The organism is Streptomyces sp. BI87 (genome assembly GCF_025957665.1).
GTDB lineage: Bacteria > Actinomycetota > Actinomycetes > Streptomycetales > Streptomycetaceae > Streptomyces > Streptomyces albidoflavus.
Map to the genome: position 1 here is coordinate 1,733,362 of NZ_CP110079.1, position 15,253 is coordinate 1,748,614.

Genomic DNA, 15,253 nt, shown 5'->3' on the forward strand with positions numbered 1-15,253 from the left:
CCTGCCCCGCCGCCCCTCTGCCCTCTCGCGCATGACCTCCGCGCCCACCGTCTCCCTCGCCACCGCCCAGCGCTCACTCGGCGCCCCCGGCCGCCGCTACCCGCTCCGGCCCCCGCTGACGCGGCTGCCCGGCGACCAGCACGGAGGAGGTGAGCTACCCGGTAGAGGTGGAGTACGCGTACGACCCGGTGCCCGCGGACCTCTTCGACGGGCGGCCGCGGCGCGGGGGTCTCGACCGGTGGGCGCCGCTCCTCCCGCCGCTCGTCGCCCCGGGGCTCGGCGAGGGAGGGGCCCCGCTGGTGGAGCTGGAGCCCGGGGTGTTCGTCAAGGACGAGTCCCGCGCCCCCCCATGCAGCCACAAGGACCGGCTCAACCGGTGCACGGTCAGCGCCGCCCTGGGGTCCGGGGCGCCCGGCTGATCGCCTGCGAACCGGCCGCAGGCGGGCCCCTCACCGCGGCCCTGCGCCAGGGGTTGCCGGCCGCCTGGGTGGAGGCCGGTCCCACCGAGGCGTACGGCATCGACTGCCCGGTGGGCGGCTACCGGGGTGTGGTCGCGGCGCGGGAGCGCGGGGGCCGCTCGGCGCTGGTCACCGACGAGCAGGCGCAGGCGGAACTGGGCCGGGCGGGGCTGGGGCGGAACCCTCCGCCGCGGTGGGGCCGGCCGGGCTGCGGGCGGCGTCCCGCGACGAGTTCGACGGGCCGGTGGCGTGCGTCCCGACCTCCGCCGGTTTCAAGGACCGGGGCGCCGGACGGGGGTCTCGGGAGGCGCCCGTCGCGGAGTGGGAGGCGGCGCGGGCGCGGCTGCCGGCGGCGGGGCTCCAGGAGTGAGCGCCGGTGCCTCAGCCGAGCCGTTCGCGGGCCCAGTCGGCGAAGGAGGTGACCGGTATCCCGAGAGCGCGGGCGTCCTCGGGGTGGGCGGGCTGGACGACGGCGTTGTTCCACTCGTGGCCCGCGCCCCAGCTCGGCATGCCCGCCGCCAGTGCCTGTTCCAGGTCCATGACCGGTGCCTCGACCGAGACTCCCCACACCTGGGAGAGCACCGCCGCGACCTTGTGCATGGTCAGGCGGTCCCCGGCCAGCTCCAGTTCGACCTGGTGGAAGCGGTCGGGGTCCTGGACGGCGCGGGCCACGGCGGCGCCGATGTCGGCGGGGGCGACCAGGGCCAGTTCGGTGTCCGGCTTGAGGACCGTCGCCAGGCCGCCCTCCGGGCCGTGCGGCAGCAGGGCGGGCAGGTTCTCCATGAAGTAGGCGGGCTTCACCACCGTCCAGCGGGGGAAGCCGGCCGCGCGGACCCGCTCCAGGATCGTCTGCTTGGTGGTGAAGTACTCCTCCATGGCGGCCCAGCGCCCCTCGGCCCAGCCGGGCGCCCGCGTGTGGTCGCCGACTCCGGAGGTGGAGGACTGCACGAACTGCGCGACCCCGGCTTCCCGCGCCGCCTCGATCAGGTGGGTCGCCTGGGCCAGTTCACCGGCGAAGTCCACGCCGGCCTCGCTCATCGGCGGCATCTGCACCGAGAAGACGGCGCGGACCCCCCGCACCGCCGGAACCAGGGAGTCCGGGTCCGTGAGGTCGGCGCGCACCAGCTCCGCGCCGGCCGCCTCGACCGCCTTCGCGCGGGGCGCGCCGGGATCGCGCACCAGGGCGCGGACCGGCACACCGGCCTCGGCCAGGGCCCGGGCGACGGCTCCGCCCTGGGTGCCTGTGGCACCGGTGACCAGTACGGGAGCAGGGGTGGTGACCATGATCGGGGCATCCTTCATCTCGGCACGAGCAAAACGGCGGGGCCCGCCACTTCACGTCCGCTACGATATGGCGGACCCCGCCACTTATCAAGAGGCGGACCCCGCCATTTGTCGAGAGGGAGTGCCCGTGACCGGCCGGCGATCCGACGCAGAGCGCAACTACCGGCGCATCCTCACCGTGGCCGAGGCGGAGATCGCCGAACTGGGCGCCGCCGCCTCCATCGAGCGGGTGGCCCGCACGGCGGGGCTCGGCTCCGCCACGGTCCGGCGCCACTTCCCCACCCGGCAGGCCCTGCTCGAAGCGGTCTTCGCGGAACGCGCGCAGGCCCTCCAGGCCCGGGCCGCCGAGCTGACCGGCGAGAGCGACAGCCGGGCCGCGCTCCTGGCCTGGCTGCGCGACTTCACCGACTACGCGGTCTCGGCGCGCGGCTTCGCCGACGTCCTGGCGTACGAGCCGCCGGCCGAGGTGGGCAGGGAGACGGAAGGGGCCGCGGACGGGGCGGCGTCCTCCTGCGGCACGACTCTGGAAGCCGCCCTCGCCCCGCTGCTGGCCCGGGCCCAGCGCGAGGGCGCCGCCCGTCCGGAGGCGAGCTGCCACGACCTGGTCACCGCCGTGGCGGGCATCGCCCTCGCCACCGAGCACCACCGGGACCCGGCCGCGCAGGCGGCGCGCCTGCTCGACCTGTTCGTGTCGGGGCTCAGCCCGCGCGGCTGAGGCCGGGGACACCGCCCGTACGCGTACCGCTCCCGGACAGGGCCCAGGGGCACGCGAACGCCCCCGGCGGGGGGAGCCGGGGGCGTTGGCGGGGCCGGACGGTGGGAGGTCGTCCGGTCCGGGCAGCGCCGCGCCTCGGGGGGGGGGAGTGAGGCGCGGCGCGAGGAATGGGTCAGGTGGTGGACTTCTGGAGGGGGACCCCGCCGTCGGCCTGCGGGGCGTCCTTCACCAGGCCGTCCTTGGCGGGCGGCGCCTCGACGTCCTCGGGGGCGGGGCCGCCGTGGCCGTCGTCGACCAGGGTCTTCTCGTCGAAGGGGAGCTCTCCGGCCAGGACCTTCTGGACCCGGTCGCGGTCGACCTCCTTGGTCCAGGTGCCGATGAGCAGGGTGGCCACGGCGTTGCCCGCGAAGTTGGTCATGGCGCGGGCCTCGGACATGAAGCGGTCGATGCCGACGATCAGGCCGACGCCGTCGACCAGTTCGGGCCGGTGCGACTGGAGGCCGCCCGCGAGGGTGGCGAGCCCGGCGCCGGTGACGCCCGCCGCGCCCTTCGAGGCGATGATCATGAAGAGGAGCAGCGAGACCTGCTCACCGAGGGAGAGCGGGTTGCCCATCGCCTCGGCGACGAAGAGGGAGGCCATCGTCAGGTAGATGGCGGTGCCGTCGAGGTTGAAGGAGTAGCCGGTCGGGACGGTGATGCCGACGACGGGCTTGGAGATGCCCAGGTGCTCCATCTTGGCGATGAGGCGGGGCAGCGCCGACTCCGAGGAGGAGGTGGAGAGGATCAGCAGGAACTCGCGGCCCAGGTACTTGAGCAGCTTGAGGATGTTGACGCCGGTGCAGATCCGCAGCAGCGCGCCGAGCACCACGACGACGAAGACCAGGCAGGTGACGTAGAAGCCGATCATGATGACGGCGAGCGACTTCAGCGCGTCGACGCCGGTCTCGCCGACCACCGCCGCGATGGCTCCGAAGGCGCCGACCGGGGCGGCCCACATGATCATGGCGAGCACGCGGAAGACGAGGCGCTGGATGTGGCCGATGCCCGCGAGGATGGGCTCGCCGGACTTGCCGAGGGCCTGCACGGCGAAGCCGACGAGGAGGGCGATCAGCAGGGTCTGGAGGACCTCGCCGCCGGTGAAGGCGGAGACCATGGTGGTCGGGATGATGCCGATCAGGAAGTCGACGGTGGACTCGCTGGCCTCACCGGCCTGGGCCTCGCCCGCGCCGCGCAGCTCGTCGGTGAGCTGCATGCCGTGGCCCGGCTCCAGGAAGTTGCCGACGACCAGGCCGATGGCGAGGGCGACGGTCGACATCACGATGAAGTAGCCGAGGGCGAGACCGCCGACCGCGCCGACCTTCGCGGCCTTGCGGACCGATCCGACACCCAGCACGATCGTGCAGAAGATGATCGGCGAGATCATCATCTTGATCAGGTTGACGAAGCCGGTGCCGAGCGGCTTCAGCTCGACGGCCAGCGACGGGGCGACGAAGCCGACCAGGATGCCGAGCACGACCGCGGCGATCACGGCGATGTACAGATAATGCGTTCTGTCCCGCTTGGCGGCTGTAGCCACGGGGGCCTCCTTGGACGTCTTCGTCGGGGATGCGAACCGGTGCGCGGGCGGTCGCCCGGCGCCGGACGTGCAAGCGACGCTCACGACCCGGGGGGCGGAGCGGGGAGGTGCCTGCACAACGCTCAGTGCGTGCGGCTCACGTGCTGGCGGTGCGGCGACTCTTTCGCAGGCTGTGAGGGCGGTCACCCTTGCGTTCATTTAGTTCGCACACATCCGGCCAGGCAGACTGTCCGGCATGCCCCTCCCCCGTCCCCGCAGCCTCGCTGGTCAGCTCTTCGCGATGCAGGTGTTCCTGGTGGGCCTGCTGATCCTCGGCTGTGTCCTGTTCGCGTTCCTCTCCGACCGGCGCCAGGCCGAGGAGGCGGCGGGCCGCCAGGCGGGCGCGACGGCCCGCGCCGTCGCCGACTCCCCCTCGGTGCGCGAGGCGATCCAGGCGGGCGGCGACCCCTCGCGCCTCCTCCAGCCGTACGCCGAGGAGGTCCGCCGGGACGCCGACGTCGACTTCGTCACCATCATGGACACCCGCGGCATCCGCTGGACCCACCCCGACGAGGGCCAGATAGGCGCGCGCTTCCTCGGCCACACCGAGGAGGCGCTGAGCGGCCGGACGCTCCAGGAGACGTACACCGGCACGCTCGGCCCCTCGGTGCGGGTGGTCACCCCGGTCCGCGCCGACGGCGAGGTGATCGGGCTGGTCAGCGCGGGCATCACGGTCGACCAGATCGCGGCCCGGCTGCGCGACCAGGTGCTCACCCTGCTGACGGTGGGCGGGCTGACGCTGGCGGTCGGCGGGGTCGGCACGTACGTCATCAACGCGCGGCTGCGCCGGCACACCCACGACATGGACGCCGCCCAGCTCAGCCACATGTACGCCTACCACCAGGCGGCCCTGCACGCGGTCCGCGAGGGGCTGGTGATGCTCGACGGGCAGCGCAGGATCGCGCTGATCAACGACGGGGCGCGGGAGCTGCTCGGCCTCGCCCCGGAGCGCGGGGTGGGCGACCGGGCCGACGCGCTGGGGCTGCCGGCGCCGCTGACGGGGGCGCTGCTGGCGGCCGAGCCGCGCGTCGACGAGGTCCACCTCAGTGCCGACCGGGTGCTGGTGGTCAACACCTCGCCGGTCGCCGCCGGGGAGCAGCGCGGCACCGTCGTCACCCTGCGCGACCACACCGAGCTCCAGGCGCTCACCGGCGAGCTGGACTCAGAGCGCGGCTTCTCCGAGGCGTTGCGCTCGCAGGCGCACGAGGCCGCCAACCGGCTGCACACCGTGGTCTCGCTGATCGAGCTGGGCAGGGCGGACGAGGCGGTGGAGTTCGCCACCGCCGAACTGGAACTGGCCCAGACCCTCACCGACCAGGTGGTGCAGGCGGTCGGTGAGCCGGTCCTGGCGGCCCTGCTGCTGGGCAAGACCGCGCAGGCCAACGAGCGCGGCATCGAGCTGACCGTGCACGAGGACAGCCGCCTGGACGACGGGGTGCTCCCGCCGGAGCTGCCCGCCCGCGACCTGGTCACGGTCCTCGGCAACCTGGTCGACAACGCGATGGAGGCCGTCTCCGGCACCCCGGGCGCCCGCGTCACGGTGACGGCCCGCGCCGAGCCGGGCGGCCTGCTGCTGCGGGTCGCCGACAACGGGCCGGGCGTCCGCGACGGCGACGAGGTGTTCCACCGCGGCTGGTCCACCAAGGAGGGCGGCGGCCGGGGGCTGGGCCTCGCGCTGGTCCGGCAGACGGCCGAGCGGCACGGCGGTACGGTCACCGTGGGCGAGGCGCCCGGCGGCGGGGCCGCCTTCCGGGTCCGCATCCCCTTCGGCCGGCACACCCCGGACGGTTCCACCGCCCTGCCCGCACCCCGCTCCCGCCCGCACGCGGGCGCGGGCCCGCCCGGCGCCGGCCCGCTGCCCCCGCCCGCCCCGACCGACGACGCCACCCCGGAGAGCCTGAGATGACCCCGTACCCCACCCAGCCCGCCGGGTCCGACGGCGCCGAGGCGCCCGGCGGCGGAGAAGGGGGCGGCCCGGGGCGGGTCCGGGTGCTGGTGGTGGAGGACGATCCGGTGGCGGCCGACGCGCACCGGACGTACGTGGAGCGGGTGCCGGGGTTCACCGTGGTGGGGGTGGCGCACTCGGGGGCCGAGGCGCAGCGGGCCCTGGAGCGGTTCCCGGTCGACCTGCTCCTGCTCGACCTGTACCTGCCGGACGGGCACGGGCTCCAGCTGGCCCGGTCGCTGCGGGCGGCCGGGCACCGGGCCGACGTGATCGCGGTGACCTCGGCGCGGGACCTGGCGGTGGTCCGCGAGGGGGTGTCGCTGGGGGTGGTCCAGTACGTCCTGAAACCGTTCACCTTCGCGACGCTGCGGGACCGCCTGGCGCGGTACGCGCAGTTCCGCACCGCCGCCGGGGAGGCCAGTGGCCAGGCCGAGGTGGACCGGGCGCTGGGCGCCCTGCGCGCGCCCCAGCCGGCGGTCCTGCCGAAGGGGCTGAGCGCGCCGACCCTGGAACGGGTGACACAGGCCCTGCGCGAGTCCCCCGAGGGCCTGACGGCGGCGGCCACCGGCGAGGAGGTCGGCATCTCCCGCATCACCGCCCGCCGCTACCTGGAGCACCTCGTCACCTCGGGACGGGCGGTGCGCAGCCCGCAGTACGGCACGGTGGGGCGCCCGGAGCTGCGCTACCGCTGGCAGTGAGCGGCCCGCCTGCGCACGTTCGCGGACGCGAAGACGGCGAGCTCCCGGGGGTTCCCGGGTGCCCGCCGCACTCGTACGTCCGGAGCCGGTTCAGAAGACCGACTCGGCCTCGTCCATGCGGTCCTGGGGGACGGTCTTGAGCTCGGTGACGGCCTCGGCGAGCGGGACCATCTCGATCCGGGTGCCGCGCAGCGCCGTCATCCGGCCGAAGCGGCCGTGGTGGGCGGCCTCGACGGCGTGCCAGCCGAAGCGGGTGGCGAGGACGCGGTCGTACGCGGTGGGGCTGCCGCCGCGCTGGACGTGGCCGAGGATGACCGGGCGGGCCTCCTTGCCGAGGCGGTGCTCCAGTTCGCCGGCGAGCGCGGTGCCGATGCCGTGGAACCGCTCGTGGCCGTACTGGTCGATGGCGCCCTTGCCGTAGGCCATGGTGCCCTCGGCGGGGTGGGCGCCCTCGGCAACGCAGATGACGGCGAACTTCTTGCCGCGCGCGAACCGCTCCTCGACCATCTTGACCAGGTCGGCGGGGTCGAAGGGCCGCTCGGGCAGGCAGATGCCGTGGGCGCCGCCGGCCATGCCGGACTCCAGCGCGATCCACCCGGCGTGCCGGCCCATCACCTCGACGACCATGACGCGCTGGTGCGACTCGGCGGTGGTCTTGAGCCGGTCGATGGCCTCGGTGGCGACGCCGACGGCGGTGTCGAAGCCGAAGGTGCGGTCGGTGGCGGAGATGTCGTTGTCGATGGTCTTCGGTACGCCGACCACCGGCATCCCCGAGTCGGAGAGGAGCCGGGCGGCGGTGAGGGTGCCCTCGCCGCCGATCGGGATCAGCACGTCGATGCCGAGTTCGCGGGCCAGCTCCGGGGCGTTCTCGCACGCCTCGGCGAGGCGGCCGCGCTCCAGGCGGGCCGAGCCGAGGATGGTGCCGCCGCGGGCCAGGATGCCGCTGACGGCGTTCAGGTCGAGGGGGCGGTAGCGGCGGTCCAGGAGACCCTTGTACCCGTCCTCGAAGCCGATGACCTCGTCGCCGTGGTGCGTGACGGCGCGGTGCACGACCGAGCGGATCACGGCGTTCAGGCCGGGACAGTCGCCGCCTGCGGTGAGAATTCCGATACGCATCGTGCTGTCTCTCCTGCTCGATACTGGCCGTTCGTCCGGGTCGCGGTCCGCCGGAGGGAGACGGACCGGTGCGAATTCTGACACGGCGGCCGCCCCGTCCGTGTCCCAGGTCACTTCCGCCGCGCCCCGACCGGTCGCCTGCCCCGCCGGCACGGGCCCACCCCTGACCGGCGGAACGCCGACGCCGCCGAACAAGAACGGGCGCCCGCGCACCGGTATCGTCGGAGTGCATACCGTAGCAAAAGCGGCACCACTCCACTCCGGGTTCCGCGCAGGCCGTCCCTCGCAGGGAACCGACGGCGACAGGGGTCGCGTCCGCCCAGGTTGGGCAGGCGATCCACTGGAGCACAGACGTACGCATCGGGCTCCCGGCCGGCGCCGGCCGGGACCAGCGGAAGGAGCGGACGCGTGGCACGCAGCGTCTACGTCACCGGAACCGACCGGGGCGACGGCCGGCAGGTCTTCGAGCTGGGTCTCATGGAACTGCTGACCCGCCGGGTCGACCGGGTGGGGGTGTTCCGGCCGCTGGTGCACGACGGGCCCGACCGCCTCTTCGAGGTGCTGCGCGGCCGCTACCGGCTCAGCCAGGACCCGGCCACCGCGCACGGCATCGACTACCGCAGAGCCGCGGGCATCCAGGCCGAGCAGGGCACCGACGCCCTGGTCTCGCAGCTCGTCGACCGCTATCTGGCGGTCGCCCGCGACTACGAGGTGGTGCTGGTCCTCGGCACCGACTACGCCGACACCCAGCTCCCGGACGAACTGGCGCTCAACGCCCGCCTCGCCAACGAGTTCGGCGCCTCGGTGCTGCCGGTGGTCGGCGGCCGGGCGCAGAGCGCCGAGTCGGTCCGCGCCGAGGCCCGCAACGCCTACCGCGCCTACCACGCGCTCGGCTGCGACGTGCTGGCCGTGGGCGTCAACCGGGTCGCCGCCGAGGACCGCGACGTGGTCGCTCAGCGGCTGCGGGCCCGCCTCCCCGTGCCCTGCTACGTCCTCCCCGACGACCCCGCGCTCTCCGCGCCGACCGTCCGGCAGATCTCCCGGGCGCTCGACGGAACGGTTCTGCTGGGCGACGACGCCGGCCTCGCCCGGGACGTCCTCGACTTCGTCTTCGGCGGCGCCACCCTGCCCACCTTCCTGCACGCCCTCACCCCGGGCTGCCTGGTGGTGGCCCCCGGCGACCGGGCCGACCTGGTGGTGGGGGCGCTGGCCGCGCACAGCTCCGGGACCCCGCCGATCGCCGGGGTGCTGCTGACGCTGGGCGAGCGGCCGGACCCCGAGGTGCTGCGGCTGGCCGCGAAGGTGGCGCCGGGCACGCCGGTGGTCTCCGTTCCGGGCAACAGCTTCCCGACCGCGACCCGGCTCTTCACCCTGGAGGGGCGGCTCGACGCGGCGACGCCGCGCAAGGCGGAGACGGCGCTCGGCCTCTTCGAGGACTGGGTCGACACCGCCGAGCTGCTGGACCGGATCTCGGTCGGCTCCACCGACCGGGTCACGCCGATGATGTTCGAGCACAAGCTGCTGGAGCGGGCCCGCGCCGACCGCCGCCGGGTGGTGCTGCCGGAAGGGCTTGAGGAGCGGGTGCTGCGCGCCGCCGACGTGCTGCTGCGCCGCTCGGTCTGCGACCTCACCCTCCTCGGCCCGGTCGACGCGATCCGCAAGAAGGCCGCCGACCTGGGCGTGGACCTCGGCGGGGCCGAGCTGATCGACCCCCAGGAGTCGGAGCTGCGCAAGCGGTTCGCCGAGCGGTACGCCGAGCTGCGCGCCCACAAGGGCGTCTCGGTGGAGCTGGCGTACGACGTGGTCGCCGACGTCAACTACTTCGGCACGCTGATGGTCGAGGAGGGGCTGGCCGACGGCATGGTCTCCGGCTCCGCCCACTCCACGGCGGCCACCATCCGCCCGGCCTTCGAGATCATCCGCACCCGCCCGGACGCCACCCTGGTCTCCTCGGTCTTCTTCATGTGCCTCGCCGACCGGGTGCTGGTCTACGGCGACTGCGCGGTCAACCCCGACCCGAACGCCGTGGAGCTGGCCGACATCGCCGTGCAGTCGGCGCTGACCGGCGCCCGCTTCGGCGTCGACCCGAAGATCGCGATGCTCTCGTACTCGACCGGCAGCTCCGGTTCGGGCGCGGACGTGGAGAAGGTCCGCGAGGCGACCGCGCTGGCCCGCGAACGCCGGCCCGACCTGCTGATCGAGGGCCCGATCCAGTACGACGCCGCGGTCGAGCCGACGGTGGCGGCGGCCAAGCTGCCCGGTTCCGAGGTGGCGGGGCAGGCCACCGTGCTGATCTTCCCGGACCTCAACACCGGCAACAACACGTACAAGGCGGTGCAGCGGTCGGCCGGCGCGGTGGCGGTCGGCCCGGTCCTCCAGGGTCTGCGCAAGCCGGTCAACGACCTCTCCCGGGGCGCCCTCGTCCAGGACATCGTCACCACCGTCGCCATCACCGCCGTCCAGGCCCAGGAGAGCGACGCGTGAGCGCGCCGCGGACCGGGCCCCGTACCGAAGGAGGGCAGCACGTGAGCACCGAGCAGGGCCCGCGTCCCCACCGCGTCCTCGTCCTCAACTCCGGCTCCTCGTCGGTCAAGTACCAGCTGCTGGACATGGCCGACGCCCGCCGGCTCGCCGTCGGCCTGGTGGAGCGGATCGGCGAGGAGACCTCGCGGCTCGACCACACCCCGCTGACCGAGGGGGCCGGCGGGGAGCGCGAGGTGACCGGCCGGGTGGCGGACCACCGGGAGGCGCTGGAGGCGGTCGCCGCCGAGCTGGCCAAGGACGGGCTGGGGCTCGACTCCCCCGAACTGGCGGCGATCGGGCACCGGGTGGTGCACGGCGGGCGGCAGTTCACCCGGCCGACCGTCATCGACGACGCGGTGCTCGCCGAGATCGAGCGGCTGGTCCCGGTGGCGCCGCTGCACAACCCGGCCAACCTGATGGGCATCCGCACCGCCCGCCGGATGCGCCCGGACCTGCCGCAGGTGGCCGTCTTCGACACCACCTTCCACACCACGATGCCGGAGTACGCCGCCCGCTACCCGATCGAGCGCGAGACCGCCGACGCCCACCGGGTGCGCCGCTACGGCTTCCACGGCACCTCGCACGGCTACGTCGCCCGGAAGGCCGCCGAACTGCTGGACCGGCCCCTCGCGGAGCTGAACCTCATCACCCTCCACCTGGGCAACGGCGCCTCGGCGGCGGCGGTGCGCGGCGGGATCTGCGTCGACACCTCGATGGGGCTCACCCCGCTGGAGGGGCTGATGATGGGGACCCGGTCCGGCGACGTCGACCCGGCCGTCGTCTTCCACCTCAGGCGGGTCGCCGGGATGGAGACCGACGAGACCGACGCCCTGCTCAACCAGCGCAGCGGCCTGCTCGGGATCTGCGGCGACAACGACATGCGCGAGATCACCCGGCGCATGGACGAGGGGGACGAGGACGCGCGGCTCGCCTTCGACATGTACGTCCACCGGCTGAAGAAGTACATCGGCGCCTACGCGGCGGTCCTCGGCCGGGTGGACGCGGTGGTCTTCACGGCCGGTGTCGGGGAGAACGCGGCCGCGGTGCGCCAGGCGGCGGTGGAGGGTCTGGAAGGGTTCGGGATGGCGGTGGACCGCGAGCTGAACGCGGTCCGCTCCGGCGCCCCCCGGCTCATCTCGCCCGGCTCCTCGCGGGTGGCCGTCGCGGTGGTGCCGACCGACGAGGAACTGGAGATCGCCGAGCAGACCTACGCCCTGGTCGGGCCGGACACCCGGCCGGCGCCGGAGAGCGCCGACTCGCCCGCGACGCCGCCCGGCTGAGCACCCGTCCGCCCATATGTATCTTCCGCCAGATGGAATATTCCGCACGGAAACAAACCGATAGGATCGTCCCATGCGCCGTTCCAAGATCGTCTGCACGCTGGGCCCCGCCGTCGACTCGTACGAGCAGCTGAAAGCGCTCATCGAGGCAGGCATGAACGTGGCCCGTTTCAACATGAGCCACGGCTCGCACGCCGAGCACGAGGACCGGTACCGCCGGGTCCGGCAGGCGGCCGCGGACACCGGCCGGGCGGTGGGCGTCCTCGCCGACCTCCAGGGCCCCAAGATCCGGCTGGAGACCTTCGCCGAGGGCCCGGTCGAGCTGGTACGCGGTGACGAGTTCACCATCACCACCGAGGACGTGGCCGGCGACAAGTCGGTCTGCGGCACCACCTACAAGGGGCTGCCGGGCGACGTGGCCAAGGGCGACCCGATCCTCATCAACGACGGCAACGTCGAGCTGAAGGTCACCGAGGTCGAGGGCCCGCGCGTCAAGACCATCGTCATCGAGGGCGGGGTGATCTCCGACCACAAGGGCATCAACCTGCCCGGCGCGGCGGTCAACGTCCCGGCCCTCTCCGAGAAGGACATCGAGGACCTGCGCTTCGCCCTGCGGATGGGGTGCGACCTGGTCGCCCTCTCCTTCGTCCGGGACGCCGAGGACGTCAAGGACGTCCACAAGGTGATGGACGAGGAGGGCCGCCGGGTCCCGGTCATCGCCAAGGTCGAGAAGCCGCAGGCGGTCGCCAACATGGAGGCGGTCGTTCTCGCCTTCGACGGCGTGATGGTGGCCCGCGGCGACCTCGCGGTGGAGTACCCGCTGGAGAAGGTCCCCATGGTGCAGAAGCGCCTGGTGAGCCTCTGCCGCCGGAACGCCAAGCCGGTGATCGTGGCGACCCAGATGATGGAGTCGATGATCACCAACTCCCGGCCGACCCGCGCCGAGGCCTCCGACGTCGCCAACGCCATCCTGGACGGCGCCGACGCGGTGATGCTCTCCGCCGAGTCCAGCGTCGGCGCGTACCCGATCGAGACGGTCAAGACGATGTCGAAGATCGTCGTCGCCGCCGAGCAGGAGCTGCTCTCGCGCGGGCTCCAGCCGCTGGTCCCGGGCAAGAAGCCGCGCACCCAGGGCGGCGCCGTGGCCCGCGCCGCCGCCGAGATCGCCGACTTCCTCGGCGCCCGCGCGCTGGTGGCGTACACCAAGTCCGGTGACACCGCCCGGCGGCTCTCGCGCTACCGCGCGGCCCAGCCGATCCTCGCCTTCACCACCGACGAGGCCACCCGCAACCAGCTCACCCTGAGCTGGGGCGTGGAGAGCCACGTGGTGGACCACGTCGACAACACCGACGCCATGGTCGACCAGGTGGACGAGGAGCTGGTCGGGCTGAAGCGGTTCAACGACGGCGACACCGTCGTCATGACCGCCGGCTCGCCCCCCGGCGTCCCCGGCACCACCAACATGGTCCGCGTCCACCACCTCGGCGGCCGCGGCTGACCTCCTGACTCCGCCGGGCCGGCACCTGCCCCGCTGGGCCCGGCGGACACGACGGTGGCCCGCGTCCTCGGCTGAGGACGCGGGCCACCGTCTTGTGCGGCTCCCGGACGGGTCTGGGATGCGGCGGTGTGCTCAGTCGCCGTCGGTGAAGTAGTTCTGGAGCCCCGGCACGGTGAGCGTGCCGCCGAACTGGCCCGCCTGGACGACCTTGACCTTGGTGAAGAAGGCCCAGGGCACGTTGAGCGGGGGCGGGCTCTCGGGGTTGAAGGTGATCGGGATGAGCCCGAAGAGGTTCCCCTTCAGCTCCTCGGTGTACATGGTGACCTCGCCGTTCCTGATCGTCGAGGTCGAGCCCTCCGCGGCCTTCACGTGGCCGGTCTGCCCCTTGGGGCCGACGGTGAGCTGGTGCAGGTCCTTGATGTCCGTGGTCTTCGCCGTGAACTTCAGGACCGGCTTCACCTTGCCGCTGTACGTCTTGACCTTGACCACGCCGTGGTAGTCCAGGCCGCCCAGCGTCAGCTTGCTGCTCTCCAGCCGCCACGGGTCGTCCGGCAGGAGCGGGATGCCCGGCTCCAGGTCGAGGTCGGCCAGGGCCTTGGGGTCCGGTGCGCACGGGTCGTCGTCCGCGGCACCGACGGCACCCTGTGCCCCGGCGGCCAGCTCGCTCACCGAGACGCCGTTCTTGCGCGCGGCCTCCTCGATGTCCTTCTTCAGCTGCTCGGCGGGGCTGAGTTCGGCCTCCTTCTCGGCGGCCTCCTCCTTGGCCTTCGCCTCGTCGGCGGCCTTCTTCTCGGCGGCTTCCTTCTTCTCGGCCGCCTCCTTCTCGGCGGCCTTCTCGTCGGACGCCTTCTGGTCCGCCGCGCCGGAGTCCGCCGTGCCCTTGTCGTCCTTCTCCGTGGTGCCGCCGGACGTACCGCCGGCCTTCTCGGAGGCGGACGGCTCCGGCTCGGGCTCCTCGGACTTCTCGTCCCCGGGGGTGAAGAGGTCCTTGAGCGCGTCGCCGAGGCCCAGCGGGTCGAGGGGGTTCTTGGTCTCCTCCGGCTCCGGCTCGGCGGTCGGCTGCTCGTCCGCCGGGTCGGGCTCCGGCTTCTCGCTGCCGCCGCCGGACGGGGCCGACGGGGAGGCGGACGGAGTGGGCGTGGCGCCCGGTGAGGCCGGCTCCGAGGCGCCGGGCTCGGGGGTGGGCGTCGCGTCCGGCTCGGCCGACTCGGACGGCTCGTCGGAGCGGGTGACGCACGGCCCCCCGCGCGGGATGTCCGCCTTGTCGTCGGCCAGGGCGAGCTTGGGCGTCAGGCCCATGCCCACGAAGACCGCCGTGGGCATCGCGGCCAGGGCGAACGCCTTGCCCGCGGGTATCTGGAGCTTCGTCAGCAGCGACTTCCGGGGGGCCGCGTGACGCGGCCCGGTTCTGCCGAGGGCTTTACCGCCCTCTTCGGCAGCCAGTTGCGCCTCGTCACCCCGCACGGTGCCTCCCGCCGTTGGTCTCAAGTGTCGTGCCGTCCGCCGGGGCGCTCTCGCCTCCGGCACGCGGCTCCGGCCTGGGCGCGCCCGCCTGGACCACTGGCCCGGCCGGCTCCTGCTCCGGCGCGGCCTTGGTCCTGTCCTCGGCCGGCCGCGCGCCCTGCCCGCTCCCCTCGGGAGCGGTCTTGCCCGGGGCCCAGGAGATCGAGAGGGCCCCGCCGAACATGGCCAGCAGGAAGCCGAGCAGGAACCCGCCGAGGTTGGACACCGGCAGCGAGACCAGCGCGAGCAGGATCGCCGCGACGCCCGCGAAGACCCGGACGATGGCCTGGAACCACATCGTCAGCCCGAGCGTGATCAGCAGCAGGCCGATGATCAGCGATCCCGCGCCCGTCGGGGTGCCCATCCGGAGGCTCAGCTGCCCCAGCGTGAGTTCCGCGTACGGCAGATAGGCGATGGGGACGCCGCCCAGCATCGTCAGCAGGCCCGCCCAGAACGGGCGGGTGCCGCGCCACATCCGGAAGCGACGCCGCCAGTAGTGAAATCGGTCGCTCAGCCCTGGGGACTCGGCGCTCATGGAAAACAGCTCCCTGGAACCGGCAATGCGTGGAGAGAAGATGGAGTGGCGGGCGGGGAACCCGCCGCGGCGCTCCGGGGCTC

At 73.7% G+C, this 15,253-nt stretch carries 11 protein-coding genes and 1 pseudogene; 7 read left to right on the plus strand and 5 right to left on the minus strand.

The window, feature by feature from the left end; translation table 11 throughout:
• Window positions 1-31: 31 nt before the first annotated feature.
• Window positions 32-828: pseudogene (locus tag OIM89_RS07365) on the plus strand (hypothetical protein).
• Between the two features lie 11 nt (window positions 829-839).
• Here OIM89_RS07365 and OIM89_RS07370 read toward each other — a convergent pair.
• A complete protein-coding gene (locus tag OIM89_RS07370; RefSeq protein ID WP_264491090.1) occupies window positions 840-1,742 on the minus strand; it encodes an NmrA/HSCARG family protein in 903 nt (300 codons plus the stop codon).
• Between the two features lie 127 nt (window positions 1,743-1,869).
• On the opposite strand from OIM89_RS07370, the gene OIM89_RS07375 reads away from it, so the two are divergent.
• Window positions 1,870-2,457 carry a TetR/AcrR family transcriptional regulator gene (locus tag OIM89_RS07375; protein ID WP_030699167.1) on the plus strand — a complete coding sequence of 196 codons (588 nt, stop codon included), beginning with the start codon at window positions 1,870-1,872 and terminating at the stop codon, window positions 2,455-2,457.
• A gap of 172 nt (window positions 2,458-2,629) precedes the next feature.
• On the opposite strand, the gene OIM89_RS07380 is transcribed toward OIM89_RS07375, so the two are convergent.
• Window positions 2,630-4,033, minus strand: coding sequence for a cation:dicarboxylate symporter family transporter (locus OIM89_RS07380; RefSeq protein WP_030699168.1), 1,404 nt, complete (start codon window positions 4,031-4,033; stop codon window positions 2,630-2,632).
• A gap of 280 nt (window positions 4,034-4,313) precedes the next feature.
• Between OIM89_RS07380 and OIM89_RS07385 the strand changes: the two genes are divergently transcribed.
• Together OIM89_RS07385 and OIM89_RS07390 are read left to right on the plus strand one after the other, a co-directional pair.
• Window positions 4,314-5,978 (plus strand): sensor histidine kinase, encoded by a 1,665-nt coding sequence (locus OIM89_RS07385; RefSeq protein ID WP_063830393.1) that lies wholly within the window; start codon window positions 4,314-4,316, stop codon window positions 5,976-5,978.
• A complete protein-coding gene (locus OIM89_RS07390) occupies window positions 5,975-6,715 on the plus strand; it encodes a response regulator (RefSeq protein WP_078858103.1) in 741 nt (246 codons plus the stop codon). Before OIM89_RS07385 ends, OIM89_RS07390 begins: the two co-directional genes overlap by 4 nt.
• A 90-nt stretch (window positions 6,716-6,805) precedes the next feature.
• Here OIM89_RS07390 and OIM89_RS07395 read toward each other — a convergent pair whose 3' ends face one another.
• Window positions 6,806-7,831: an ATP-dependent 6-phosphofructokinase gene (locus OIM89_RS07395; RefSeq protein WP_003950939.1), complete on the minus strand. Its 1,026-nt coding sequence runs from the start codon at window positions 7,829-7,831 to the stop codon at window positions 6,806-6,808.
• 408 nt (window positions 7,832-8,239) lie between these two features.
• On the opposite strand from OIM89_RS07395, the gene pta reads away from it, so the two are divergent.
• The 3 genes from pta (at window position 8,240) to pyk (ending at window position 13,132) form a co-directional block, all read left to right on the plus strand.
• The gene (pta, locus tag OIM89_RS07400) at window positions 8,240-10,315 is read left to right on the plus strand and encodes a phosphate acetyltransferase (RefSeq protein ID WP_030699171.1); all 2,076 of its coding nucleotides are present in this window, start codon (window positions 8,240-8,242) and stop codon (window positions 10,313-10,315) included.
• 41 nt (window positions 10,316-10,356) lie between these two features.
• Window positions 10,357-11,634: an acetate kinase gene (locus OIM89_RS07405; RefSeq protein ID WP_030699172.1), complete on the plus strand. Its 1,278-nt coding sequence runs from the start codon at window positions 10,357-10,359 to the stop codon at window positions 11,632-11,634.
• Window positions 11,635-11,707: 73 nt separating this feature from the next.
• A complete protein-coding gene (gene pyk, locus OIM89_RS07410) occupies window positions 11,708-13,132 on the plus strand; it encodes a pyruvate kinase (protein ID WP_030699173.1) in 1,425 nt (474 codons plus the stop codon).
• Window positions 13,133-13,264: 132 nt separating this feature from the next.
• On the opposite strand, the gene OIM89_RS07415 is transcribed toward pyk, so the two are convergent.
• Both OIM89_RS07415 and OIM89_RS07420 read right to left on the minus strand, forming a co-directional pair.
• Window positions 13,265-14,596 carry a hypothetical protein gene (locus OIM89_RS07415; protein ID WP_030699174.1) on the minus strand — a complete coding sequence of 444 codons (1,332 nt, stop codon included), beginning with the start codon at window positions 14,594-14,596 and terminating at the stop codon, window positions 13,265-13,267.
• Window positions 14,586-15,170 carry a DUF6114 domain-containing protein gene (locus OIM89_RS07420; protein ID WP_264491091.1) on the minus strand — a complete coding sequence of 195 codons (585 nt, stop codon included), beginning with the start codon at window positions 15,168-15,170 and terminating at the stop codon, window positions 14,586-14,588. Before OIM89_RS07420 ends, OIM89_RS07415 begins: the two co-directional genes overlap by 11 nt.
• Between the last annotated feature and the right edge of the window lie 83 nt (window positions 15,171-15,253).

Excerpts from the sequence above, each read along its gene's own strand:
- OIM89_RS07370 (WP_264491090.1), bottom strand. The coding sequence starts at position 1,742 with ATGGTCACCACCCCTGCTCCCGTACTGGTCACCGGTGCCACAGGCACC.
- OIM89_RS07385 (WP_063830393.1), top strand. The coding sequence starts at position 4,314 with ATGCAGGTGTTCCTGGTGGGCCTGCTGATCCTCGGCTGTGTCCTGTTC.
- OIM89_RS07390 (WP_078858103.1), top strand. The coding sequence starts at position 5,975 with ATGACCCCGTACCCCACCCAGCCCGCCGGGTCCGACGGCGCCGAGGCG.
- OIM89_RS07395 (WP_003950939.1), bottom strand. The coding sequence starts at position 7,831 with ATGCGTATCGGAATTCTCACCGCAGGCGGCGACTGTCCCGGCCTGAAC.
- pyk (WP_030699173.1), top strand. The coding sequence starts at position 11,708 with ATGCGCCGTTCCAAGATCGTCTGCACGCTGGGCCCCGCCGTCGACTCG.
- OIM89_RS07420 (WP_264491091.1), bottom strand. The coding sequence starts at position 15,170 with ATGAGCGCCGAGTCCCCAGGGCTGAGCGACCGATTTCACTACTGGCGG.